The sequence below is a fragment of the Sphingobacterium populi genome (genome assembly GCF_001586775.1).
Lineage (GTDB): Bacteria > Bacteroidota > Bacteroidia > Sphingobacteriales > Sphingobacteriaceae > Sphingobacterium > Sphingobacterium populi.
Genome location: NZ_LQXS01000003.1, coordinates 106,309 through 130,557, shown reverse-complemented (window position 1 = coordinate 130,557; position 24,249 = coordinate 106,309). Strand labels below are relative to the sequence as shown.

Below are 24,249 nucleotides of genomic sequence, written 5' to 3'. Positions count from 1 at the left end.
TTTTATAGCGATACCTCCGCTAAATAAGATAATATGTATTCTTTGTTTTTAATCAGCATATAGATTCCGCTCAGCACCATACTAGATACAACGATCATGCGAAACATGTATTCTGAAATACGACCTAACAGCTTCCGGCCAAAGTAGACGCCAATCATGGAGGCTGCTCCAACAATCAAACCATATTTCACAATTTCTCCATCAATAAGGCCCAAGGCAGCGTAACTGATGATTTTAGTAATGTGTAATAATATGGCGTTGGCAGAGCGCGTTCCTAGCAATGCTTCTTTGGACATGCCGTACTTAAGGTACGCGGAATTCATTAATGGACCGACACCGCCGATTAATCCAGAAAGGAAAGAAACGATCAGTCCCATCGGTGCAAAATGCCAAGCTTTGATCGTTGTTTTTTGTTCTACCTCTACTTGCTGAGGTGCTTTGAACTGCACAACGGTAGAGACAAGAAATAATCCGATAATAACTTGTAACAGATCTGTCGGCACTTCGGCCAATAAACGAGCTCCTATGACTGAACCTATAACAGTTGAAGGAAAAAGCCATTTGAACAAATGCCAATCGATATCTTTCCAGAAGAAAAAGGTTTTTGACACGCTACTACAAGCTATTCCAATCGTCATGATTGGCGCAACGCCACGTACACCAATAAATGCCGTAATGATCGGCATGACCAACAAACTCGCTCCGCCTCCACTGAGGACGCTTAAAACAAACGTAATGATAACCCCAATGATGAGGAAGATTATGTACATATAACTAGGATTGATTCTGTCACAATGCTGACAGAGAAAACAAAAATGATGCCTTTTAGCACGGAGAACGCTTACTGAGGCAAGCTAAACAAGCTTTTAGACGACTTAAGCGACTTTCTATGCTAAATGTTAACGTTTATTAACGTATTAGGAAAATTGCGATAAAGAAATTGCCCTACTCCAGTGTCGGCGTTAACTTTCCGTCTAATGCATCTTGCAACTGGCGCTGGTCCAACTGTTTCTCCCATCGTGCAACAACTACGGTAGCTACTGCATTGCCGACTAAGTTAGTAAGCGCGCGGCATTCAGACATGAATTTGTCCACTCCCAAAATCAATGTCATACCCGCTACCGGAACTTCTGGAACCACGGCTAGTGTAGCAGCTAAAGTTATAAATCCTGCTCCCGATACGCCGGCAGCACCTTTTGAACTTAGCATGGCAACCAAGAGCAAAATAATTTGCTGATCTAACCCTAGCTCGATGTCGCATGCTTGCGCAATAAATAACGCGGCTAAGGTCATGTAGATATTGGTGCCATCCAGATTGAAAGAATAACCTGTCGGCACAACAAGTCCGACCACGGGTTTGGCACATCCAGCCTTTTCCATTTTCTGCATCAGACTCGGCAAAGCTGATTCGGAGGAACTCGTAGCTAACACCAATAACAATTCATCTTTCAGATACCGCAGCAGTTTAAAAATATTGAAGCCATTGTATCGCGCTACCGCACCTAACACGACAGAAATAAAGAAGAAAGAAGTAAAATAGAAGGTAAGTACAAGATAAATGAGATTGGACATCGAACTCAGCCCGTACTTGCCGACGGTAAAAGCCATCGCCCCAAATGCGCCCACAGGCGCGAGTTTCATCAACATGCTTACCACCTTAAAAATAGGAGCAGACAGTGCTTGAAGAAAATCGTATACTGGCTTGCTGCGATCTATAGTCGACGCAATGCCGATCCCGAAAATAATCGCTGTAAAAAGTACTTGCAAAATATTAGTACCAGTGAGTGGACTGACTAGGGTTTGTGGGATAATATTTAGCACAAACTTAACCAAAGTAGAGTCTTTAGCGCCTGCCACATATTCTGAAACTTCATCTATATTCAAGCCTTTAGGATCGATATGAAGCCCGTAACCAGGTTGCACCACATTACTTACGACCAAACCAATCACTAGGGCGAGAGTGGAGAAGAAAAGAAAATAGATAAATGATTTGCCTGCGACACGTCCTACCTTCCTCATATCACTCATAGAAGCAATCCCTAGCGTCACGGTAATGAAGATCACTGGAGCAATAATCATTTTGATAAGCTGTATAAAACCATCTCCCAGAGGTTTCAAAGATTCACCAATGCTTGGATAGAAATGTCCCAGTAACACGCCCGCAAGGATAGCAAACAATACTTGTACGTACAGTAACTCGTAAAATTTTGGCTTACGCTTAGGCGCGTCCACACGTATGGATTGCGGCTCGATTGGCATACGATTAGGTTTAAAATTCAGCGATTACTTCGATGGCTGATTGGACGCTTTAGCAGCTCCCTTCCAAAGGCGCATAATCATCGCCTTTTCACTAACCCCTATCGCAGCGACATACACTACAAGTAGAAAATTACACCACCAGAAATTACTATTTAACGGCCCTTGCATAATAGCGGACAATAGAATAGCACTTAGTAAATATAAAGAAATCTTACCAACCGTGTAAGGAATGGGATAATTTTTCTGACCCCAAAAATAGGATAACAAAACCATGCAGATGTAGGTAAACGTCGTACACAAGGCCGCTCCAACATACGAATAACGTGGGATTAAGATGATGTTGAGCACCACCGTAATGATAGCGCCGATCACGGAAATATATAAGCCGTAGCGAGTCTGATCGGTGAGCTTGTACCAGACGGAAAGATTCATATAAATCCCAAGCAGCACGTAGTTGAACAAGAGTACCGGGATGACGAATAGCCCAGACCAAAATCGCGCCTGCTCTACCGGATCATCGGATCTTAAAAAGTTCTTCAACCAATCGAGGTTCGCACATATACCTAGCATCCCAATCACCAAAAACAGCACAAAATAATGCATGATATCCGCATAGGTTTTCTTGGCATTTTCATTTTTTGCATACGAAAAAAAGAAAGGTTCGGCCCCCAATCGAAATGCAGTGACGAATAAAGAGATAAAGATAGCAAGCTTCGATACCGCGCCATAAATACCCAAATCTTGTGCGCCTTGCGCTCCGGGAAGGAGATAGGGAAAGATCATTTTATCCAAAAATTCATTGATGACAAAGGATAAATTGGCAATCAGGATCGGGAAGCTATATCCCAACATACTCTTGGTTAAAACCGTATCTAAGCGGATGCGCAATGCCATTAATTGAGGCAACAAAAACAATAAGGTGGACGCACTGGCAATCAGATTTGCCAAAAATATATTGCCCAATATCCAATCGGGTCGAAACCAACCTCCTAGCAAACTATTCCAAAACTCACTTTGAGCCATCAGTGTTGGAAACAAGTAAAGAAAAGCCAAATTACAACTCAATGTAATGAGAACATTCATCACCTTAAGCATCGCATAGCGTATCGGACGCCCCTCGGCACGCAACTTAGCAAAAGGAACCACCGCTAACGCATCCGTAATAAGCACGCCGAGCAACATCTGCACGTAAACGACATAATCGGCTACAATGCCGCCTTGGCTAAGCCAAGTCGCGATCTGTACTTGATTAAAATAGATTAGTAAACCAACGACTATAGAAGTGAATAAGGTAATCAGAAAGGCTTGATCATAAACTTTACCTTTTTCTTCGGGAGCTACTTTTTGCAGGTATCTAAAAAATGTGGTCTCCATGCCAAAAGCCAAAAGGGCATTGAGAAGTGAGATACAGGCATATAAGTGCGTAAACACGCCATAAACAGCCACACTTTTTAGGCGTTCTGTAAATATGGGTGTCAAAATGAAATTTAGTAATCGAGATACAATGGTCGTAAACCCATAAATAATCGTATCCGATACAAGTCTTTTGATGCCTGACACTAGCGCAGTTTTTTTAGTACTTCAAAATTCTGATATATTTTTGGCTCGACTTCGACTATCTCGACGTTTTCTACTGCGGAATTATCTGGACCTTCCCAGCACCATTCTTTTATGCTTTCAAGAGCAAAATCGTCGCCCACTGCCTCCAAAAAAACAGAACCATCAGCTTGATTTACGACGAAACCTTTAATACCTAATTGATCTGCCACAGCTTTAGTAGATGCCCGAAAGTGCACGCCCTGCACTTTACCGATTACGGTGATGTTCCACTGTTTCATGCTTGCAAATATAATCTGACATTCTCATTTTAACCCAATCTCTTTTGTACTATAGCCTGCGATACAGATCAACAAACAAGATTAGACAATACGTTCTACTGTTGCTTGCGCAGTAAGCGACAAACTGTCCATATTTTTGATTAAAATAAGCCCTGGAGATTTTCCAACTTCCAACGACCCATATTGATCTTCTACTCTTAACGCTTTCGCTCCATTGATTGTAGCCCAACTTAGCGTGGTCTCGAAAGACAAATCTGCAAACTCCGCATGAATGGTTTTCAGCTCTTCTAAAATATCCAGGGTATCATTAGAAGCCAAGCTATCTGTACCAAGCATAATTTTCTGCTTGCTAAGTACGAAGCTTTGAATCTTTGGCAATCGACCTTCGATATATAAATTAGCCCGAGGACATAGACAATAGTACACATCCCTGCCAATCCGAGCTACGTAGTCCATATCTTTCGGAGCAGTATAGGTATTATGAACTAATAACACCCGATTGTCTTCGGGAAGAAATTGCAAGCTATTTTGCAGGGCATTCTTCCCATTGGCTGTCATATGATCGTGCGAAATATTGTTCTCCTTATAAAAATCAAGAAATGCGCCTTGCTTGTACCTGAAAAATTTATTTTCTTCGTCGCTTTCTTGATTATGGATACTAAATATATTTTTATCGTCCACCTTATCAGAGAGTGATCTTAGCAGTTTTTTGGAGCAAGAATAGGCTGCATGAGGCGTGATAGAGGTGCGCTGAGGTTCGAATTCGTATTCGGTATCCCTTGCTTGGTCAACTCGGTCATCTGCTACTGCCGGATCAAAACCAATTAGCTCAACAAAAGTATGATAGCAAATCGGGCTTTGTGCTTTTACGGTAGCAGATACAGGCGTATTAACGTGGTCGCCTACAACCTGGATTCCGTTCGCGAACATTGCTCGGTCTGCATCTACCATTGCTTTTTCGACTTCCTCTTCCGCGGTCGATCTTTCGGCCATTACGGTACTCAAAAATTTTGGTAAGCCAATGCCTTTGGGCACCTTGCCTTTCATGTGAGAAAGCTCCAAGTGGCAATGTCCATTTACAAATCCTGGCGTGAGCACTCCGGCACATCGAATTAATTCTTTGTCATGAAGCAATGGATCGTTGGACTGGTAAAGGCCGACGATAAGTCCATTTTCATCAATAGCGACAACCCCACCTTTAATCGGAGGCGAAGTAATAGGCAAGATGTAATCTGCAGTGTAGTAAGTAGTCATTTAATGTAAAAATGAATGAAGGCAAAGACATGACCTCACCCTTGCTGTCAAACGTAAAGAAAACCGAGCGAATATAAAAATTAACATCTTGCAAAAATTTTGGACTTCTGTAATTTAAGCTTTTAAATTCTGTCAGAAAGATTTAGCTTTGCGCCATCGATTAGGGGTGCCTTGTTTTTTTATAACACAAATACAGGCTGAGATTATACCCAGTTTCACGAATGTGGAAACGTACCTGATTCGGATAATGCCGACGTAGGGAGGGAAGTTAAATAGAAGGTGTTGTAACCCCTTGCAGCACTACGTTTAACGCTAAAAAACACTTTAACATGATGAAGCACTATTTTGCTTTATGTACGCTTTGCCTGATGGCTTGCTTCAGTTTCGCACAAGAAAAAATGACTATCCAAGTAACTGATGATCAGAATCAACCGATCGTAGGAGCCACGGTAGCTATCGGGAATGTAACACAGATTACCAATGCACATGGTACAACTGTGATTACAATTCCAGTTGCTGCGCCATCCCTAAAAGTGAGTTATGTTGGATATGAAACAGTATCACAAATCATTCCGACAGAGCGATCTAGGATAACTGTTATTTTAAAGCGAGCTATGCGCCAGACAGGTGAGGTGTTCGTACAATCGACCAGAGCACGCGAGAATAGTGCGACTACTTTTCGTAATATCAGTAAAGAAGAGCTCCGAAAAACAAATTTAGGACAAGATATTCCCTTCTTACTCGATCAGACGCCAGGCGTGGTAGTGAGTTCGGATGCTGGCGCTGGAATTGGCTACACAAGCATGCGCATACGCGGATCAGATAATGAACGTATTAATGTTACTTTGAATGGCATTCCGCTAAATGATGCGGAAAGTATGGGTTCATTTTTTGTCAATCTCCCAGATTTTGCTTCTTCGGTAGAAAGCATCCAAGTACAACGCGGTATTGGCACCTCTACCAATGGCGCTGGGGCATTTGGCGCTTCCGTCAACATTCAAACCGATGTATTGGAAACCGAGGCTTATGCGGAATTGAATAATTCGTATGGATCCTTCAATTCGTGGAAAAACACGGTTAAAGTTGGATCGGGTCTACTTAAGGATAAGTTTGCATTCAACGCCCGGCTATCGCGTATTGCTACCGACGGATATGTAGAGCGCGCCTCCGCCAATATGCAATCTTTCTATCTAGACGGTGGCCTGTACACAAAAAAACACACTTTGAAAGCAACGGTATTTTCTGGAAAACAAACGACCTATCAATCATGGTATGGCACACCAGAACCACTGCTTACGGGCAATCGCGAGCAACTGCCAGCCTATGCCGATGCAATGGAATTGTATGAAGGGCCAGAACGCGAGCGCCTGCTGAATGCAGATCGCCGGTACAACTTCTATACATACGATGGACAGACGGACAACTATCAGCAAACACATGCTCATTTGCAATATACGTACACACCCGATCATAAATGGAGCCTACAAAGTGCCTTACATTATACGCGTGGTGCTGGATATTTTGAAGAATTCAGGCCGAATGACCGACTTTCGAGATATAATCTGCCTAACGTCATTCATGGCACAGATACCATTTCTCGTACTGATCTGGTGCGTCAGCGCTGGTTGGACAATCATTTTTATGGCATTACTTATGCAGCCAACTACCAAGCATCCAACAAACTACGTTTCACATTAGGTGGTGCGTATAATGAATATCTTGGCGATCACTTCGGCGAAGTGACCTGGGCGCGATATGCTTCCACAGGAAATCTAGGCGATCGATATTATTTTAATGATGCGAAGAAAACAGATTTCAACATCTATGGTAAAGCGGATTACAGAACGGAAAATTGGTTGCTTAATCTGGATCTACAATACCGCAACATCAACTACCGTGCAGAAGGTCCAGATCAACGTGGAGTTTATCTGAATTTTGATGATCAGCTAAACTTCTTCAATCCCAAGGTAGGTACGACTTATTTTATCAACGAATCTTCGAATATCTATGGTTCTTATGCGTATGCTAGCAAAGAACCTGTTAGGAAGGATTATGCAGAGAATCCGCTCAACGAATTCCCTAGACCGGAGCGCATGCACAATGCAGAGCTCGGCTACCGCGTGCGCCAATCGAACTTTAACTTGGGGGTGAATGCCTATGCGATGCTATACAAAGATCAACTTATCGCCACTGGAGCAATAAACGATGTGGGAGGAAGTATCCGCCAAAATGTACCAGATAGTTATCGTACTGGCGTGGAGTTCGATGGCGCTTGGATAATCTCTCCACAGTTCGAATGGCGCGCTACGGCGGCGTTGAGTGCTAATAAGATTCGCAATTTCGTAGAATACATCCCGATCTATGATGCTGCTTGGGAATTAGCCGGTGAGCAGGTAAACACGTATGACAAAACGAATATTGCGCTTTCGCCGAGCACAGTATTATCCAGTGATTTTACCTATCGCCCGCTAGAGCCGTTGGCTTTTAGCCTGACGAGCAAATATGTATCTCGTATGTACTTGGATAATACATCTTCTCTGGATAGAAGTATTGATCCTTCATTTGTAAACAATCTACGCGCAGTCTATTCCCTATCGCCTTGGGGTTTGGATCGAATGGACGTCAACTTAGCCGTAAACAACGTGTTCAATGCTAAGTTTGCCACAAATGGATACACGTGGGGATCTATCGACGCGACAGGTACACACAATTTTTATAACTTTTATTTCCCGCAAGCGACTACTCATTTCTTATTAGGGTTGAATATTCGCTTCTAATAAGGGCAACACCAATCTTCTGTCTGCCATTATGATTGAATCTGGCAGACAGAAGATTCATTCATTTGGAGCACTCTTATCGTCCGATTCCCATACTGAGCTGCAGATATACTGTACTAGTACGATCGCGTGGTGCATGGTGTAATTCGGTATTACCCACCCGCCAAACCGGTTGTTTTAAGCCAGTTTGATAACCCATTTTAAACTTAGCCCGATAGGTTGCGGTAAAAAGATCGTATGTTTTGAAAGTAATTCCCAAATCTACAACTGGCGCTGTATGAGTGAAACGAGTCTGATTGGAATTGTTAGTGAAAAAGTCATCAAAATTGCCCGTGAAATACTCTTTCTCAATCAGTGCAGAGGCAAATTGTGCACCGAAACCTAAGAATGGTACAATCACCCAACGATCTATATGTAATAGATTGGTAGCAACATAGATAGTCGGTGTTGTTGCACCAAACTTTTTATCTCGGCCAACACCATACATCCGCGAAACGTTTCCCCCCGCCACCACTCTTCCCAGACGATAGCCAATGCCCAGTGCTACATCGATACCAACCGGAGAAATCGCATTAAGATCTTGCTCCTGCATCATTCGAGTAAAAGATGGCGCATTGAAGTAGCTTCCCCCAACGTGCACGTTCCATTCAAAAGGAAGACTGTTAAATTGTGCATTTGCAGCAGGACATATACTCAAAAATATGCCAACGATAAAAAAAGCTTTGTACATGCAGTAAGAGGTATAAGATTTTAAGATGTGACATCAAAGAAGACTAATCGAACAAAGAGTCCCATCGCGACTTTTAATAAAATTAGATAAAACCAGAATTGTTTGATAACAATCTCCTAGCCGTTGCTCTTTACAAGATTGTGACTGGGTTTCCAGACAACGTAATATGTCAGCAAAAAATAGGGTTTAATACGCAATAATCGCTCTACAAAGAGCGAATAATGTACAGACATCCTTAGGCATCACCAAACAATAACGTGACTATCTGGTTCTTATGAATATAAAATATTAATGATATGAAAAAGACGAAATACCTTTTTGCAGGCGCTGCGGCAGCGTTTTTTATGTTGAGCGCATGTAATAGCGGGCCGCAAAATGCACATGATCAAACGATTGACCCGTCATTGGAAGAACCCTCTACGGGCGGAGACAATATGCATATCGATTACGAAGTAGCAGATCATTTTTTGGTAAAGCACACCGTAAAAGAAGTTCCCTCGAACCCCAAAATAGAAACCAAAGAAGAATTTGACGGTATCTTTTATTGCACCGAGGAGGACAAAGAAAAACATGAGATTGATTTTTCTAAAAACTATGTGATTGCCGTAATGGCACAAAGTCCTGATGTGCGCACGACAGTACAACCGATTAGCCTTCGCGATTCTGAGCCCGACGAGGTTGTATTTACGTATCGCTGGGTAAGCGGATCAGAACAGCCGGATACCACCCGTTCTAGTATAGTTCTTGTTGTCGACAAAAAACACAATGGTACGGTTATTTTAAACGAGATGGAATAACCGTCCTCACCGGAGAAGGATATTCTACTTTAAAAGCAATAGCGTCTGACAACATATTGTCAGACGCTATTGCTTTTAATATAAGTCCGGAGGCATCTCTAATATTCGGTTTGAAAGGTTCGGAATGAGGATCTCAATCCGATTGTAATAATATTTGCATTGCTTCTGCCAAAGGTACTTGACCCATCCTGAATCCTATTGATAAAACCCACTTCTGCTCGTAGATTATAGCGCGGATTGATGATATAAGCTGCCCTAATCTCATTGTAAAGCAGATTTCTCAACTCACCTTGCCCAATACGGTTTCCAATATTAGGAATATCCTGTCTAAATATATTTTGACCGACGTTACTAAGCGGGCTCGAATCCACGCCATAACGCGCAAACATACTTTGTCCGTACAAATCAATACGGTTCCAGCGGTAGGTTAGTATTGCTAAAATCTCCCGAAAATTAGCTCCATTAGGATGTGCTATTGGTTCACCATTATTACTATAATTAATCCTATTATTCTCGTTCTGATAGGTGTACGGTGCTGCTTGATTATATTCGACTGTTGCATTTAACCTGTCGACACTAAAAAGATCATGCGTTTTTACACCAAATTGATAGGACGTACGACGATCGCTATCTTTGTTGAAGCTAAATTTGGAAAGTCGATCCGCATACAATTGCCCATATACTATCCATTTAGGGATTGGACGATACTTAACGTTCAATCCTAAACCGCCATTGGCTCCCGACTTCTCCGCTCCATGATCTTGTGCCCAAATCAGCGAATGAAAAGCTCCAATTGTTAAATTGTTCGCCGCAAGGTAGTCTACATATTGAAATGCCGCGTACTTCACTCCTTCTCCCATTCGGGTGGTAAACGCATCCTCTCCTTCCGTCATACGAGGATTGAAACGGTCCAACAAAGTCCCCCAGATACTGTTGTATTGAAAACGCTTCACCGATCCAGAAAAATGAGCATGAGCAAAATTGTACGGACTTTCCGAAACCAACATCGACCGATATCCATCACCAATATGCAATTTGTCATAAGCCAACGTAACTCGAAATGCTGTATCTAGGTCGTAGGTCATATTAACTGCGGTGTTCATCCAATCATATTCTCCGGTAGCGATACCTGTCGAAAAACCCTGACCTGGCAAGCCACCGATGCGCATTGCACTACTATCGATGTGCGTGGGAAAGCGCGCTTGATTCTCAAAAAAGTTGACATAGAGAGAAAACTTATTCCCCACGGTTAATCCAGCTTGTGCCCCGCGTGTGTTGGTCCACAATCCCTTTTGAACTGTCCCTCGCTGCGTACCGATGAGTAGGTCGGGCAAGAAATCTAAATAGAACGTGTGGTCATCTTTGACAATTTGCACGAGGTGCTCATCGAATATTTTACGTAAAAACCAATTTTTGGACGTATCCGCAGGTCGCAGTGGCGTATCAGTGCTACTGAGTGCTTGCTGTACTAAAGGTTTTACAGCCGTATGCCCTAGAATCGTATCATTATATAGTTCCTTTTGATAGTATTGATAACGTTGATAGGAATACGGTTGATAAGTAATCTGCCCGACAGCAAATTGTGCCAGACTAGCAAAGAAAAGAAATAATGATAATCTTTTAGCGAAGTAGTGTGTTTTTTTAAGCGTATCCATCGATCCATCAAGTATTGAAGAGTCGAAGATACGCTTTTTAGTATAGAATGTTCGCCTAAGTTAAGTTTACCTTAGTCAATCAATTTGGATTGATGCTTTTCAAGAGTATTATATACCTTTTTAACATCTTGTGACTTTTCTTTCTGCACAAAAAGCATCGCATCAGTCGTTGATACAACGATCGTATTTTTCAGCCCCACAAAAGCCGTATATACGTCCGAGCCCAGTACCATATTGCCATTTTCGTCGACAGGATGGCCAGTCTGTACCAAGTAATCGTATAAGGACTCAAACGATCCTAGATCGGACCAAGCAAATTCGGTTGCTACTACGCGGATTTTCTTAGAACGCTCCATCACCGCGTAATCAATACTAATAGAAGGAATTTTTTTTGACAGGGACTCATCTAAATATCCATCTTTCTGACTTTTCCATGTGGCTAATGCTGTAGCGTATACTTGCGGCTCGAACTGTTGCAACTCCTGCAATAAGGTATCTGCCCGGAAGCAAAACATACCCGAGTTCCAAAGAAAGTTACCCCGCTCGATAAAATCTTCTGCCGTATCTTGATTGGGTTTTTCGCGGAAAGAAAGCACTTGGTCTTCTTGAAACTCAATATAACCGTAACCTGTTTCTGGACGTACGGGCTTAATACCAAAGGTGACGATGTAACCTTGGTGCGCCTTGGCAATTCCGGCTTGCATCGCCTGTTTATAGGCTTCCTCACCAACAATGACGTGATCGGATGGCGTTACAATTAGAATATCATCAGGATTTGCCGCGAAAGCCGCGAAGGCAATTGCTGCAGCTGTATTACGTGGTGTCGCCTCAATAATATCGGTGTAACTGATATTTTGCGCATCCATCACCTCTTGACTCAATTGATGGTTGTCACAGTTGCCCACCACGGTAACTTGGTCACACAAAGTTTGATTGCGCATTACGGTCATCGCGAAGAGCGAACCTTCTTTGAACAGCTTTAAATATTGCTTTGGATTGCTTTTTCGAGATAGCGGCCACAGTCGCTTCCTACGCCGCCTGTAAGAATTACATGGATGATATTGCTCACTAGAAATATATATTTAATAAGTTATGACCTATGCTAAGTTGTGTTTTATCTACCCTAAAGATGAAATTATTGAATAAATCAATGAATACACAGTCTACTAACATAGGTATACATATAATTGAGGAAAGATACGTATAAATACAAGATTTCTAAGCGAGTTTTTGTGGTCTTTTAAAAAAAATTAGGGTAGAATGTATTAGTATACTATTTAGTTTTGCCCCTTAACGTCGGTTTGTTATCTTTAGAGAGAACATTTACTTATGAAAGACTTCTTAATTGCCTTCATCGGCATTATTGGCTTGTGCTGTCACATGTCACAGGATTTGAATGCTCAAACCATACTCGAAAAAGACACCGTTAGGAAAGCTGGCCTGTCACTACAGCTTCAGGCAGGATATGCGGGAGATCAGATTGCTCCATTCTGGATGCGCTCCAATCAATTTGGTTCGGTGCCATTGGATGGTGGCTCTGGAAGTTTGATCGTGCGAGGTTTCAAAGAGTACCAACAACTTGGCGAATGGAAAGGACGCGCAGCGAACAACAACTCGCTATGGGACTGGGGTTATGCCTTGGAAGGTCGCGCAAATATTGGCCGCACGCTGCAAGCTCAGATTATCGAGGCATATGCAAAAGTGAGGTTTGCCATGTTTGAAGCCCGATTAGGTCGTAGCCGTGATGTAATGGGATTGAACGGGGATACGCTGTTGACTTCTGGTAATTTTGCCGTATCGGGCAATGCACTAGGCGTGCCCAAATTCGAGATAAGCATCCCCGAATACTACCGCTTACCTTGGTTTGAGGGTTTGCTTTCCTTTAAGGGAAATTTTGCGAATGGGTATATGGGGCAGTATGATATGAGCCCGGGAGCATTCAGGGTTCCTAGTGATGACTATAGACTACATACTTTTCTACATCAAAAATCTTTGTATGGTCGGCTCGGTAGAGCGGATTGGAAACTGCAACTTTTTGGTGGATTTAATCATCAGGTGCAGTGGGGTGGTGAAAACGAACGCTATGGCAGTGCCTTTGATCTCAATTTCCTACAAACCTTATCTTATGTCACTTTTGGCAAAGCCTACGGAGGACGGCAGGGCAATCCAATACCACGGTCAAAAATTGGTAATCACCAAGGATCTATAGACTTGGGTGCATCCTATAACTTTGGAAATGTATCCTTAATGGCCTATCGCCAAAATATCTATGAGGTAGGTGCACTGTCTAAATTGGCTAATATCAAAGATGGTTTAAACGGCTTGACGCTAACCAATAACCGCTTTCGAAAAACTACATCAAACTGGGACTGGAAGACCTTATTAGTCGAATTCTTCTACTCTAAAGACCAGGCGGGATATCCATGGTCTAAGCCTACTGCATCTGGTGATGAGGATTACTATAATAATTTTGAATACTTGGAAGGTTGGTCGTACAAGGGAGTGGGTATGGGTACGCCGTTAATAATCCCAGCGACCCAAGCACGCAGTGGTCAAGCCAATTTCCCAGGAGACTTCTTTATCAGTAATCGCGTAATCGCGACACATATTGGTGCAAGTGGGCATGTGTACAATTGGAACGTACTGACTAAACTAACCTATGCCAAGCATTACGGCACCTTCGCCACCAGTGAATATGGAAAATCGACTGGAAGAACTTTTTTTCCTACAGGATTACTGTTTACGCCAGTCAACCAGTTCTCTATGTTGCTGCAGGCAGAAAAGGAACTACTTCCGAAAATGATTGTTGGGGGTACATTTGCCTTAGATCAAGGCAAGATGCTGGATAGCGGTGTAGGGCTGATGATCCATGCCCGAAGAAACTTTTAGTAAAATAAAAAAGGGTTGGAAACATATTTTCCAACCCTTTTTTTATTGCTATTCTCCAATGGCGTAATAGGAGAATCCTATCTTTTGTAATTCGGCTCCATTGAGCAATTTCCTACCGTCGAAGAGGAAAGATGGTCGTTTCATACCTTCCTTAATACTTGCCCAATCATAATCTTTAAATTCGTCCCACTCGGTCAATATTGCAATGGCATGTGCGCCTGTTACTGCCTCGGTTGGCGTATTGACTACGGTGACTAAACGGCGATTCTCTTCTGCTGTACGCGTTCCCAGATAATCCAGATCACGGTAGATTTGCTCCGCCGTTACTTTTGGATCGTATACAATAATGCTGGCTTCCTCATCCAATAAATGGTCGGCTACATAAATCGCCGCAGATTCCCGTGTATCATTGGTGTCTTTTTTAAATGCCCAACCCAAAAACGCAATTTGTTTGCCATTCACGGTATTGTACATGGTTTTGATGATGCGCTCCGCGAAACGTGTTTTCTGATGATCATTCAGCAAAATCACTTGCTCCCAGTAATCGGCTACCGCATCTAAATGGTAAGAACGGGCGATATAGACTAAATTCAAGATGTCTTTCTGAAAACATGATCCTCCAAAACCAACGGATGCTTTTAAAAATTTGCTACCGATACGGCTATCTTTTCCTATGGCGTGTGCTACCTCATCCACATTGGCACCGGTTACCTCACACAATTCGGAGATGGCATTGATACTGGATACGCGTTGTGCTAGAAAGGCATTGGCTACTAATTTAGACAATTCGGATGACCATAGGTTGGTCGTCAAAATACGCTCTCTAGGTACCCAAGCTTCGTACACTTGTACTAAGGCTTCGATGGCTTCAGCATCTTCACCACCAATCAGTACACGATCTGGATTGTGTAAATCGGTCACGGCTGTTCCTTCTGCCAAGAACTCTGGATTGGAAAGAATATGAAAGTTTACCCCATTGCCGGTATGATCCAAAATACTTTTTAATGCTTCTGCAGTACGTACAGGAAGCGTCGATTTCTCTACCACAATCTTATCCGACTTGGCCACCGCAGCAATCTGACGCGCACACAACTCGATAAACTTCAAATCAGCCGCTTGCCCTTTACCTTTACCATAGGTTTTGGTAGGTGTATTTACTGAGATAAAGATCATATCTGCCTCATCAATGGCCTTATCCACATCGGTAGAGAAGAATAGATTGCGACCACGCGCTTCACCAACTACAGCGTCCAAGCCAGGCTCATATACGGGCAGTTTAGAAAGATCTGCATCATTCCATGCCGCAATCCGTTGCTCATTTAAATCAACAACGGTAATTTCTACGTTTGGGTTTTTCTGTGCAATCACAGACATGGTGGGTCCGCCTACGTAGCCGGCACCTATACAGGTTATTTTTTTGATATCTTTCATAATTATGATCGTTTACTTTAGTAAACCTAATTTTTGCTTCATTAATAAATATATGAACTTTGAATTTGTATAAGCGTATCGCTTAAATAAGCGCTTGGGCTCTTGCCCTAGGCGATATAACCATTCTAAACTCGCTTTTTGCATCCAAGCGGGTGCACGGTCTTGCATTCCAATCATGACAGGCAAGGCGCCTCCAATACCTAACATGCAGGCATGAATACGGCCTTTCATCTTCGCCATCCACTTTTCTTGTTTTGGACAACCCAATGCAACGAAGACTAAATGAGCACCAAAATTATTGATCCGATCACAGTCCGCTAGCTCCTCTTCGGTAGTTAAGGCACGAAAGGGGGGACTATGAAATCCACACTGCAAATTTGGATAGTGCTCTTGAATATAGGCTTCGCTGTTTGCTAGCATCTTTTCACTGCCACCATATACAAAGCATTTGAGATTCTCTTTTTCTGCTTCTGCCAGTAAATCCGGCAATAAATCCATCCCCGCTACTCGATCCTGCTCTACACCGTACAATAGTTTAATTGCTTTGGCCAAAGGCATACCATCTGGCGTAACCAAATCAGCTTGGTTTACAATCCTAGCGAAATCGGCATTATCATAGGCTTCAATACACATATGCACATTGGCTACGCAGACGTAGGAAGATATGCTATTCGTACCAAGCTTAATAGCATTATCGACAAAACCTTTATATTTTCCAGCAGAAATCGCCAAACTCACTACGCGATAATTCATATTTAATTAAATTTGAGTTTAACAGTTACAGACGAAAGTTCAAAATCATTATAAGCCATATTAAATTGTAAAATCACCAGCATAGATCATATTCAACTTTTTCACATAGGCTTTGATATCATACGATCCCACAATTGTCTTTACAGCGCTTAATCTAAGCTGAGTTAGATATTCGTGGTCTACGCTTAATAAAGCTGTAATCTTTTCTGCAATATCTTTACCACTTCTCTTATCAACCCGAATTCCATTTTGATTATGATGTACCAAGAATTTCATCGAGGCATCATCAGTCACAATAGGAATTAGACCGGATGCCATAGACTCAAGCAAAGCCATCGGCAAACCTTCTCCATAGCGTGAGGGTAGCAAAAAAAAAGTCACTATCTATAAATGCTGCTACTTTATCTTCCCCCGATACAACTCCTCGAAAATCAAAATCAGAACCCAATAACTTTTCAAATTTACTTTTTACTGATTCCATTAGCGGACCTGAACCGCATAACACAAAACGGAAACTTAATAACTGCTGTTTTAATACACAAAACGCATCGTAAATATCATCTAAACCTTTACTCTCGTGCAATCTTCCCAGGAACAAGAAGACTGGTGGTTCATTAATAGGCTGTCGAAGATTATACAAATAATCACTTACAGCGATGCTATTAGACAATACAATCGCACCGCCAAAATTGTGAAAGCTTAAAAGTGCTGCTTGCTCGAGCTCACTTAGAACCAGAACCTGACGACTATGTTTAAACAAAGCACTACTGAGAAATCTCCAAATTTTCTTTGGATTTTTCTGCATTAAAAATGCTCCCCCATGTATATGCAATACAACAGGAACATTAAAGAGGTAACACCAAAAATTTATAACAGATTCTCGCATTAATCCTTTAGGATCGAATGGCAGATTTTGATGCACAAGCTCTATTTTTTCTCTTTTTAATATAATCGGAAAGAACATCAATTGTCGGATAAACACAAAAAGATATGTCAGGCTATTTGACTGATCAGGTCGTCCCAGCAAATAATGTGTGTACTCATGATCTACATTATTCGCAATAATCGTGTTGACTACCGTCGATATTCCGCTAACATTTTTGGAAGTTTCTAAACTAGGTGCAGTTATTAAGATTTTCATTGAATGTAACTTGATCGTTGAGCGATTAATTGTTCTTTAGAAATACGTTGTTCAGCAGTATAAACGAGCTCTTCATGTTGGAGAATTTCCTCAACAGTAAATCTAAATTTTAAAACTTTAGCCGGAACTCCTCCGATAATAGAGTAAGGGGGACAAGATTTATTAACAACCGAACCAGCGGCAATAACACTTCCCCTGCCAATCTTGACACCAGAGAGAATACTTACGCGTATGCCTATCCACAAGTCATCCTCTAAAATCACATCTTGATCTTCGCCCTCTATCTTATCATCCACTGACTGTTCAAACATGATATGGCCGACCTTACCGACACTATGATTTCCTGAAATTATTGACAAGTACGGAGCAGCACCTACATTATTCCCTATGAAAACCTTTGCATTTGTAGAATATATTACTGCATATCGCGCAATCCGCACACCTGTACCTATATGAATATTCTCAAATCCTTTAAAGTTAGATGTACAAGGCTTAATCATCACAGAGGATCCGCAGGATCCAAATCGACTTTTGTAAAAAACAGAAAGTAATCTATCAGATAATCCCTGCAACCCGAGATGTATATAAACTATACTTCCCAACAATTTTCTTAACATAACAAATCAACATCAATTAAATATCTACTTCATCTTAATAACCTTTGCTGGGATACCGGACACAACACAATTGCTTGCAATATCTTTAACAACTACAGAATTCGCTCCCACAACAACATCATCTCCAATCTTGACTTTGCCAAAGACTCTAGCACCCAGGCCAAAGTATACGTTGTCCCCTATAAAAACCTGACTACCATCATCTTCCAAATTTTTATTGCCGATTACAACGCCGGGCAATAATGTGCAATTACGTCCAATTTTACACAGTTTCTTCACATGTATAAAGTCGCCAGCATGATATATCCTAAGACCAGGTCCTACGGTGTTCGGATATATAGTAAATCGCAGTTTGAATCCTAATCTCTTGTATTTAAAGAAATGATACAGAAAGAGCAATTTCGATTTATTAGTATTCATATAATATTCCACATATCTCAAATGACGTTGATAATGATATATATACCATATTTCATTTGACAATATATAATCCTTAAGATTTGGCTTCCGATCGAAACGCGAAAAATCCGACTTCAAATAAAAATCTAAATCTTGCTTTGAGTTAATCATATTTTCTTAGATTAAGTTTCTAAACAACAATATACCAGATATATATTTTTTTGAAAGAAGCCAATAGAACACTCGAAGCTTTAACTGCATTTCATTCACAGAATATCGACCTAATACTTCTTTCAAATATCCGTTTTTAGCAATGCTTCTTATAACTTCTTTCTCCTCGCCCTTTGGAATATGAGCCCGTAATAGATTTCGTCTCACATAGCCCAAAAACAAACGATCTACACTATCTCTATAATCCATAGGAACTTTCCAATCCATCTCACTAAATAGGCTTAACAGTTTTTTATGCAGATCAATATATCGGAGAAACCTGTCACTTCTATATGTCTTCGTTAACGAAGTTTCATTCAAGCAGTATTTATAAAAGGACGCATCCAATAGAGAAACTCTTTGCGAATAATACAAATACTGTACATGAAATAGCACATCCTCAGATAAGAACTCTCGTTCCGAAAAGAAAAGGATATTAGCCTTTTTGATCACGTCTACTGAATACAGAGCGTGCCAAACAGACATTGAGTACAAACGATCATTTGCCTCTGACGCTGGAGCACCAATCATATTTAATAGATACTGGGCTATCTCATTCTTTGAAGTTAACAAACGATTCTCCTTTATCTCATGGACTGTATCGAAATTTCCTGAATTCGTTTCCAAATCATGGTTACAAAAAACTGTATCCACATTATTCTTGATCGCCTCATTATACATAATGGATAAAGCAGTTGTATCAATCCAATCATCAGAATCTACAAATATGACAAACTCTCCAGTTGCGCTGGATAAGCCGCTATTTCTCGCAAATCCTAATCCTGCATTTTTTTTATGAATAACTTTTACTCTGGGGTCCTGGCTGGCATATTCGTCACACATTTTAGGACAGTTATCGGGAGACTCGTCATCTACCAAGATTATTTCAATATCCTTCAACGTCTGATTTTGTAACGACTGCATACACCTATCGAGATACTTTTCGACGTTGTAAATTGGAACTACCACACTAATTTTGGGGGTAATCATACCGTTTTATCTAAGCTGTACTTTAAATAATTTAGAGATTCTTTTCTAAGGAAATTTAACTGGTCCCACGCTACAATTTCATCATAGACAGGATTTAATCTGTCGAACTCGCTACCAATAGGCACTATACAATTCGTTAATTTTACTTTTGTTAAGAAACTCGACTGCCGATCATCTCCAGAGTTTGCTGATGATACAACTGATAACAGCGGTATTCCAAAATTCACGGCAAAAGCTGTTCCATGAAAGGATGATGTTACGACATAGTTAGCATGTTCGAAATAATGTAAATATTCAGGAATTCCAGAATCACCACAGTAGATATATCGTATTTCGTACTCAGCTGGAATTTTGGTAAATGACAAAACAATCAGACCAGTTTGCTCCTGCCAATATTTTAAAAGCTGATAAATATATGGCCTAGGTTCAAACGCATAGGATAGCATATAAAACAAAATATAGTTCTCTCTATGCAGTCTTGTAGATATTGATTTACTCAAGACTTTCCAATCTTCTTTTGTGAGTACTAAGGTCGGGTCTAAAGTAACTGGGGGCGTTCTGCTTGCAAGACTCTCCACTAGACGAACACCGTTATTCTCCCTTACTGAAATTGCATCGTATTCACTCAAAAGTTCTTTGAAAAGGTTTATATATTGTTCCTCAATTTTGTTGGAAGCTAAGCTGGAGGAGAAAGAGACTTTTCGTCCTCCATTTGAAACAAACCCCAAAAGAAAAGTGGGATCGCCCTTGGTAAAGCGTGCATTCCATGTCTGGTCACTTCCTGTCAAATAGATATCGTATTCAGGGGGGGCACTTTTAATTTCTTCTGGCGAATTATACGCGACTACTGATAAGTTATAATATCTATTCATCGCGTCTATTATTTTTTTTTCCTTCCTGTGTTCACTTATTAAACCAAAAGGTTTCACAAGCTGATGAATCAATCGTTTAAGCTTCCCTCTTCTAATTGAGCCTCGATCATGCTGCCACTGATTTGGATACTTATAATCAATTATTTCACAAACGTAACCTAAACTTCCAATGATTGTTTGTGTAGCGTAGGCCTGCAAAAACGATCCATAATTTATGACTTTATGCATAGTCAATAAACCAACTTTAGTAGTCTTCTTCATAGCGCATTAATTGATAAAATGTAGGATTTCGGTGTTTGCTCGACGTTTTGAAAGTGTAGTTTTAAAATTCTCCTTTGGAATACCAATAGGGACTACGCAGATAACTTTCTCTGCAGGATCAAGATCTAATAGCTGTTTAATCTCGATATCGTCATGCTTTTCCTTTGCCCAATGAGCTGGACAAGCTCCGATATTATAGTAATGCAAAGCATACAAAAGGTTCATTAAAAATAATCCTCCATCAATAAATAATTGATTTCGCTCTCCTACAGAGTAGAAAGTACTTCTATCACATGTTAAAATTAAAACCTGAGATATACCATCGGTAAACCCCTGTAAACCACCTTGTAGTCGAAATACTTCAGCCAATTTTTCTTTATTCTGTATGCAGTAAACTTTAGCTGGCTGCCTGTTACAGACTGAAGGACTAGTTTTTGCAATCTCAACAACTTTGTCAAGAGTTTCGGGACTAACCAATTCTCCAGAAAAATTTCTGACACTCCGTCGCGAACTAGCAAAGTCTTTAAAATCCAGACCTTTTTTAAAGAAAAGCTCTCTAACTTGCTCATGTACTATCTCCTCTTCCTTTTGATTGATATTCCTCAGGAAACCATAATCATCATCGGAAAAATAATCAGAAACATCAATGTTGTTTTTTTGATGTATTTCATAATATTTACACAGACACTCGCAAGCAATCAGCACTTGCGAACTAGTGAGGTACTCTTTCTCGAGATCCTTAATTAAAGACAACAAGATTTGGATACGAGGAATACCGAATCGAAAACGCAAAGAGCTATGCAAAAATGCCTTTTCAATCGCATGATAATGTAATATTATGGTTGCCTCTTTTTTCTTCCACGTATTTTTTTTCACCATGGAGGAGTGACTATGATACATCTTAGCATCATATACGTAATTGACGGACAATAATCTCCATTTATTAAAAAATGTGTACCAACCATTCAAATAAGTTGCTGACTTTTTACCCAAGAATCTGTAGAAATATCCTTTTAATGTTTTCATATACAATTGCTCTAACTTAAGACCGTCTTTCAACCTCTTTAATGAATTCTTCAAAATTTTTGAATTCCGACACATGATTCAATCGCCATAGTTCGAAATTATCTTTCAATCTTTGCTGAACTGGGAACATGGGATAATCTTTATAATTTTCACCATTAATAAAACTTGGAAAATCGTCGACGAAATCTTCTAAAACGGGTGCCCTTTTGTAACGATCCCTTATTGAGATGGCATAATCAATTACTTCCTCAACATACTGTTTCCTTCGCTTTTTGTAATAATCCCCTATAGAGCATATAACCCTAGCCGGGATTCCGACTGCCACAGAATTTGCAGGTATGTCTTTTGTAACCAAAGAACCATATCCAATGATGCAATTATCCCCGATTGAAACACTCTTTAACACTGTGCAATTCTCTCCAAACCAAACATTATTACCGATCGTAACTCGACCATGTGATGGCACAAATTCATGGTACAGGTTCAAAAAAACTCTAGACGAGTAATCGTGCGTCAATATTTTAATCCCCCTGTGCAACAGCACATTATCACCAATAGTAACAAGAGATGGTCTCGTAACATCTATCACTATCGATTTACTATCGATCGCCACCGTTCCTTTTCCAATTGAACATCCTTTCTTGCGATAGTAATTAAGAATAGTTTCGCTATTCCTACTTGCCATTTTTTTTTCGACGTATTTATATAATCTATTAAAGAACATAACTTGTTATTAACTATTGATCCCAAAAAAACACACCCTTTGGATTTAAAAAAATAAATCTTCCCCAGAACATGATTAGATACAACATTATACAGGCAAATATTGGCCAAAAAAACCTCTTCACTTTTAAAAAATTTTTTAGCTTGTTTTTGTCCAACTTCCGTCTGAGCGTCTTATATGGTACTTCTAAAAAAACAAACAAAGCATAGCCTAACACTACAAAATACAACATGACCAGAGGTTGAGCGAACCTTTTAAATATCTCAAAGAGGAAAACTGCTCTTAAAAAGATCAACCCAAAAACCACAGAATTATAGATGTAAACGATTTTGTGGTTTTTTTTAATATAGATACTCCAGTAGCCTAAGTATATAATTGCAACGTGGAATAAGGCAGATGTCACTAAGGCAAGATTACCTTGTTGAAATTGTTCATCCGCCGCATCTTCTCCAAACCAACGGTCCGAAGTATCAATATAACTCTGAAATTGATTGCCTAAGGACAACATTTGAATATAAGACGATAGTACTCCTACCTTACTAACGTCAAAAAAGAATGTAACAAACAAATAAATTGGCACTGTGATTTTCCAGTTGAAAGGACTCCTGAACAAGTATGCGAAAGCTCCCAACATAACTGCTGTTATAAGAGTTGAAGTATGAATAGATATTGCAATACATAGCGAGATTATAATCCCGGGCCAATTCCTTTTATTATAGAAATACAGTCCGAGAAAAATAAAGCTTAATGCTAAGCCTTGTCTGATAATTGAGGTCGGGAATAACAGAGTTGCTGGTATGATAAACGCATACATATACTTCGATGAGATACCATAACTGCGCACCAACAAAACCGAACAGGTGATGAAAATAAAACTATAAACAATATACCCACCGACGTAATTTAAACCAAAAATATCTATTCCTTGATTAAGCCATCTAAAACCAATTTGATCTTCTTTAAATGTAAACGCGTGCTCTAATCGAAATTTGTAAAACATATAGTCTGCTCCCCATCCAAATCTAGAGCCGACAATGACAGAAAATAGCGACACAGGGATTAATGCCAATGCCCAAAAATTTAAATCTGATTTAATTTTATATGCAAAGATTCCCCATAAATAGAATAGGAAAAATAAAAGTGCAAACAAAACTATGTGCTCAATTCCTGACATGCTCAACCTTTAGCTATCTTTGATTTGAAAAGCGACATTAAGGCTACTCGTTCCCCTATTGTTATTCCTATAAAAAATATGGCCGCAAGTAATGCTCCTCCAACTATCAAGAGCCTGATTATCGAATCACCAAAATCGAGTGTCGATTCCCAGCGCATAATATTTGGGATAATCGCAGTTATTAAACTTACTAAGAGAATTGGAAGTAGTACCCGTCTACCAAATTGCACGATCGGAAATCCATCAAGCTTCCTGAGTATTAATAGCCTGAAAAGTAAGCAAAGGATGGAACAACCGATATTAATTAAAAACACGATACTCGGTTGGCCTCCAAAACTCAATAAAATATATGCAATTGGCAAATTGCACAATTTTAGTACTCCAATTGAAGCACTAAAAAGCTTCACTTTTCCAGTAGCTTGAACATGAGCCATTAATGGATACGAAACCAC

21 protein-coding genes and 1 pseudogene are annotated in these 24,249 nt (G+C 40.4%); 3 read left to right on the top strand and 19 right to left on the bottom strand.

The window, feature by feature from the left end:
* Positions 1-2: 2 nt before the first annotated feature.
* The 5 genes from A0125_RS08295 to A0125_RS08275 all read right to left on the bottom strand — a co-directional run bounded on the left by A0125_RS08295 (position 3) and on the right by A0125_RS08275 (position 5,351).
* Positions 3-770: a sulfite exporter TauE/SafE family protein gene (locus A0125_RS08295; RefSeq protein WP_066754538.1), complete on the bottom strand. Its 768-nt coding sequence runs from the start codon at positions 768-770 to the stop codon at positions 3-5.
* Positions 771-945: 175 nt separating this feature from the next.
* Positions 946-2,259 carry a dicarboxylate/amino acid:cation symporter gene (locus A0125_RS08290; RefSeq protein WP_066754536.1) on the bottom strand — a complete coding sequence of 438 codons (1,314 nt, stop codon included), beginning with the start codon at positions 2,257-2,259 and terminating at the stop codon, positions 946-948.
* Positions 2,260-2,283: 24 nt separating this feature from the next.
* The gene (locus tag A0125_RS08285; protein ID WP_156472485.1) at positions 2,284-3,819 is read right to left on the bottom strand and encodes a lipopolysaccharide biosynthesis protein; all 1,536 of its coding nucleotides are present in this window, start codon (positions 3,817-3,819) and stop codon (positions 2,284-2,286) included.
* Positions 3,819-4,097: an acylphosphatase gene (locus A0125_RS08280; RefSeq protein ID WP_066754534.1), complete on the bottom strand. Its 279-nt coding sequence runs from the start codon at positions 4,095-4,097 to the stop codon at positions 3,819-3,821. The genes A0125_RS08285 and A0125_RS08280 overlap by 1 nt, the downstream gene beginning before the upstream one ends.
* Positions 4,098-4,178: 81 nt before the next feature.
* Entirely contained in the window at positions 4,179-5,351 is a 1,173-nt protein-coding gene (locus A0125_RS08275) for an amidohydrolase family protein (protein WP_066754532.1), read from the bottom strand.
* Positions 5,352-5,680: 329 nt separating this feature from the next.
* On the opposite strand from A0125_RS08275, the gene A0125_RS08270 reads away from it, so the two are divergent.
* Positions 5,681-8,128, top strand: coding sequence for a TonB-dependent receptor (locus A0125_RS08270; RefSeq protein WP_066754531.1), 2,448 nt, complete (start codon positions 5,681-5,683; stop codon positions 8,126-8,128).
* Between the two features lie 76 nt (positions 8,129-8,204).
* On the opposite strand, the gene A0125_RS08265 is transcribed toward A0125_RS08270, so the two are convergent.
* Positions 8,205-8,858 (bottom strand): hypothetical protein, encoded by a 654-nt coding sequence (locus tag A0125_RS08265; protein WP_066754530.1) that lies wholly within the window; start codon positions 8,856-8,858, stop codon positions 8,205-8,207.
* Positions 8,859-9,154: 296 nt separating this feature from the next.
* On the opposite strand from A0125_RS08265, the gene A0125_RS08260 reads away from it, so the two are divergent.
* A complete protein-coding gene (locus A0125_RS08260) occupies positions 9,155-9,655 on the top strand; it encodes a hypothetical protein (RefSeq protein ID WP_066754524.1) in 501 nt (166 codons plus the stop codon).
* Positions 9,656-9,753: 98 nt separating this feature from the next.
* Here the strand turns inward: A0125_RS08260 and A0125_RS08255 are convergent, their stop codons facing one another.
* Together A0125_RS08255 and A0125_RS08250 are read right to left on the bottom strand one after the other, a co-directional pair.
* Positions 9,754-11,310, bottom strand: coding sequence for a hypothetical protein (locus tag A0125_RS08255; protein ID WP_066754523.1), 1,557 nt, complete (start codon positions 11,308-11,310; stop codon positions 9,754-9,756).
* A gap of 71 nt (positions 11,311-11,381) precedes the next feature.
* Positions 11,382-12,287, bottom strand: a complete 906-nt coding sequence (locus A0125_RS08250; protein WP_231863213.1) for a mannose-1-phosphate guanylyltransferase — start codon at positions 12,285-12,287, stop codon at positions 11,382-11,384.
* Between the two features lie 352 nt (positions 12,288-12,639).
* On the opposite strand from A0125_RS08250, the gene A0125_RS08245 reads away from it, so the two are divergent.
* Positions 12,640-14,199, top strand: a complete 1,560-nt coding sequence (locus tag A0125_RS08245; RefSeq protein WP_082784972.1) for a capsule assembly Wzi family protein — start codon at positions 12,640-12,642, stop codon at positions 14,197-14,199.
* 48 nt (positions 14,200-14,247) lie between these two features.
* Here A0125_RS08245 and A0125_RS08240 read toward each other — a convergent pair whose 3' ends face one another.
* From A0125_RS08240 to A0125_RS08190, 11 genes and pseudogenes are all read right to left on the bottom strand, one after another.
* A complete protein-coding gene (locus A0125_RS08240) occupies positions 14,248-15,630 on the bottom strand; it encodes a nucleotide sugar dehydrogenase (RefSeq protein WP_066754521.1) in 1,383 nt (460 codons plus the stop codon).
* 12 nt (positions 15,631-15,642) lie between these two features.
* Positions 15,643-16,383 (bottom strand): WecB/TagA/CpsF family glycosyltransferase, encoded by a 741-nt coding sequence (locus tag A0125_RS08235; protein WP_066754520.1) that lies wholly within the window; start codon positions 16,381-16,383, stop codon positions 15,643-15,645.
* A gap of 60 nt (positions 16,384-16,443) precedes the next feature.
* Positions 16,444-16,719 carry a glycosyltransferase gene (locus A0125_RS16390; protein WP_066754519.1) on the bottom strand — a complete coding sequence of 92 codons (276 nt, stop codon included), beginning with the start codon at positions 16,717-16,719 and terminating at the stop codon, positions 16,444-16,446.
* Positions 16,706-17,524 (bottom strand): glycosyltransferase, encoded by an 819-nt coding sequence (locus tag A0125_RS16385; RefSeq protein WP_066754518.1) that lies wholly within the window; start codon positions 17,522-17,524, stop codon positions 16,706-16,708. The genes A0125_RS16390 and A0125_RS16385 overlap by 14 nt, the downstream gene beginning before the upstream one ends.
* Positions 17,521-18,141, bottom strand: a complete 621-nt coding sequence (locus A0125_RS16130; protein ID WP_082784971.1) for an acyltransferase — start codon at positions 18,139-18,141, stop codon at positions 17,521-17,523. The genes A0125_RS16385 and A0125_RS16130 overlap by 4 nt, the downstream gene beginning before the upstream one ends.
* Before the next feature lie 24 nt (positions 18,142-18,165).
* On the bottom strand, positions 18,166-18,711 hold the full coding sequence (locus A0125_RS08215) for an LbetaH domain-containing protein (RefSeq protein WP_066754516.1): 546 nt from the start codon (positions 18,709-18,711) through the stop codon (positions 18,166-18,168).
* A gap of 6 nt (positions 18,712-18,717) precedes the next feature.
* On the bottom strand, positions 18,718-19,740 hold the full coding sequence (locus tag A0125_RS08210; RefSeq protein ID WP_066754514.1) for a glycosyltransferase: 1,023 nt from the start codon (positions 19,738-19,740) through the stop codon (positions 18,718-18,720).
* The gene (locus A0125_RS08205) at positions 19,737-20,873 is read right to left on the bottom strand and encodes a polysaccharide pyruvyl transferase family protein (RefSeq protein WP_066754512.1); all 1,137 of its coding nucleotides are present in this window, start codon (positions 20,871-20,873) and stop codon (positions 19,737-19,739) included. The genes A0125_RS08210 and A0125_RS08205 overlap by 4 nt, the downstream gene beginning before the upstream one ends.
* A 6-nt stretch (positions 20,874-20,879) precedes the next feature.
* On the bottom strand, positions 20,880-21,899 hold the full coding sequence (locus tag A0125_RS08200; protein ID WP_197464831.1) for a nitroreductase family protein: 1,020 nt from the start codon (positions 21,897-21,899) through the stop codon (positions 20,880-20,882).
* A gap of 295 nt (positions 21,900-22,194) precedes the next feature.
* Positions 22,195-22,584: pseudogene (locus A0125_RS16640) on the bottom strand (DapH/DapD/GlmU-related protein); the annotation flags it as partial.
* 52 nt (positions 22,585-22,636) lie between these two features.
* The gene (locus tag A0125_RS08190; protein ID WP_066754507.1) at positions 22,637-23,797 is read right to left on the bottom strand and encodes an EpsG family protein; all 1,161 of its coding nucleotides are present in this window, start codon (positions 23,795-23,797) and stop codon (positions 22,637-22,639) included.
* Positions 23,798-24,249: the final 452 nt, after the last annotated feature.

Excerpts from the sequence above, each read along its gene's own strand:
- A0125_RS08295 (WP_066754538.1), bottom strand. The coding sequence starts at position 770 with ATGTACATAATCTTCCTCATCATTGGGGTTATCATTACGTTTGTTTTA.
- A0125_RS08290 (WP_066754536.1), bottom strand. The coding sequence starts at position 2,259 with ATGCCAATCGAGCCGCAATCCATACGTGTGGACGCGCCTAAGCGTAAG.
- A0125_RS08280 (WP_066754534.1), bottom strand. The coding sequence starts at position 4,097 with ATGAAACAGTGGAACATCACCGTAATCGGTAAAGTGCAGGGCGTGCAC.
- A0125_RS08275 (WP_066754532.1), bottom strand. The coding sequence starts at position 5,351 with ATGACTACTTACTACACTGCAGATTACATCTTGCCTATTACTTCGCCT.
- A0125_RS08270 (WP_066754531.1), top strand. The coding sequence starts at position 5,681 with ATGATGAAGCACTATTTTGCTTTATGTACGCTTTGCCTGATGGCTTGC.
- A0125_RS08265 (WP_066754530.1), bottom strand. The coding sequence starts at position 8,858 with ATGTACAAAGCTTTTTTTATCGTTGGCATATTTTTGAGTATATGTCCT.
- A0125_RS08260 (WP_066754524.1), top strand. The coding sequence starts at position 9,155 with ATGAAAAAGACGAAATACCTTTTTGCAGGCGCTGCGGCAGCGTTTTTT.
- A0125_RS08255 (WP_066754523.1), bottom strand. The coding sequence starts at position 11,310 with ATGGATACGCTTAAAAAAACACACTACTTCGCTAAAAGATTATCATTA.
- A0125_RS08245 (WP_082784972.1), top strand. The coding sequence starts at position 12,640 with ATGAAAGACTTCTTAATTGCCTTCATCGGCATTATTGGCTTGTGCTGT.
- A0125_RS08240 (WP_066754521.1), bottom strand. The coding sequence starts at position 15,630 with ATGAAAGATATCAAAAAAATAACCTGTATAGGTGCCGGCTACGTAGGC.
- A0125_RS08235 (WP_066754520.1), bottom strand. The coding sequence starts at position 16,383 with ATGAATTATCGCGTAGTGAGTTTGGCGATTTCTGCTGGAAAATATAAA.
- A0125_RS16390 (WP_066754519.1), bottom strand. The coding sequence starts at position 16,719 with ATGGCTTTGCTTGAGTCTATGGCATCCGGTCTAATTCCTATTGTGACT.
- A0125_RS16385 (WP_066754518.1), bottom strand. The coding sequence starts at position 17,524 with ATGAAAATCTTAATAACTGCACCTAGTTTAGAAACTTCCAAAAATGTT.
- A0125_RS16130 (WP_082784971.1), bottom strand. The coding sequence starts at position 18,141 with ATGTTAAGAAAATTGTTGGGAAGTATAGTTTATATACATCTCGGGTTG.
- A0125_RS08215 (WP_066754516.1), bottom strand. The coding sequence starts at position 18,711 with ATGATTAACTCAAAGCAAGATTTAGATTTTTATTTGAAGTCGGATTTT.
- A0125_RS08210 (WP_066754514.1), bottom strand. The coding sequence starts at position 19,740 with ATGATTACCCCCAAAATTAGTGTGGTAGTTCCAATTTACAACGTCGAA.
- A0125_RS08205 (WP_066754512.1), bottom strand. The coding sequence starts at position 20,873 with ATGAAGAAGACTACTAAAGTTGGTTTATTGACTATGCATAAAGTCATA.
- A0125_RS08200 (WP_197464831.1), bottom strand. The coding sequence starts at position 21,899 with ATGAAAACATTAAAAGGATATTTCTACAGATTCTTGGGTAAAAAGTCA.
- A0125_RS08190 (WP_066754507.1), bottom strand. The coding sequence starts at position 23,797 with ATGTCAGGAATTGAGCACATAGTTTTGTTTGCACTTTTATTTTTCCTA.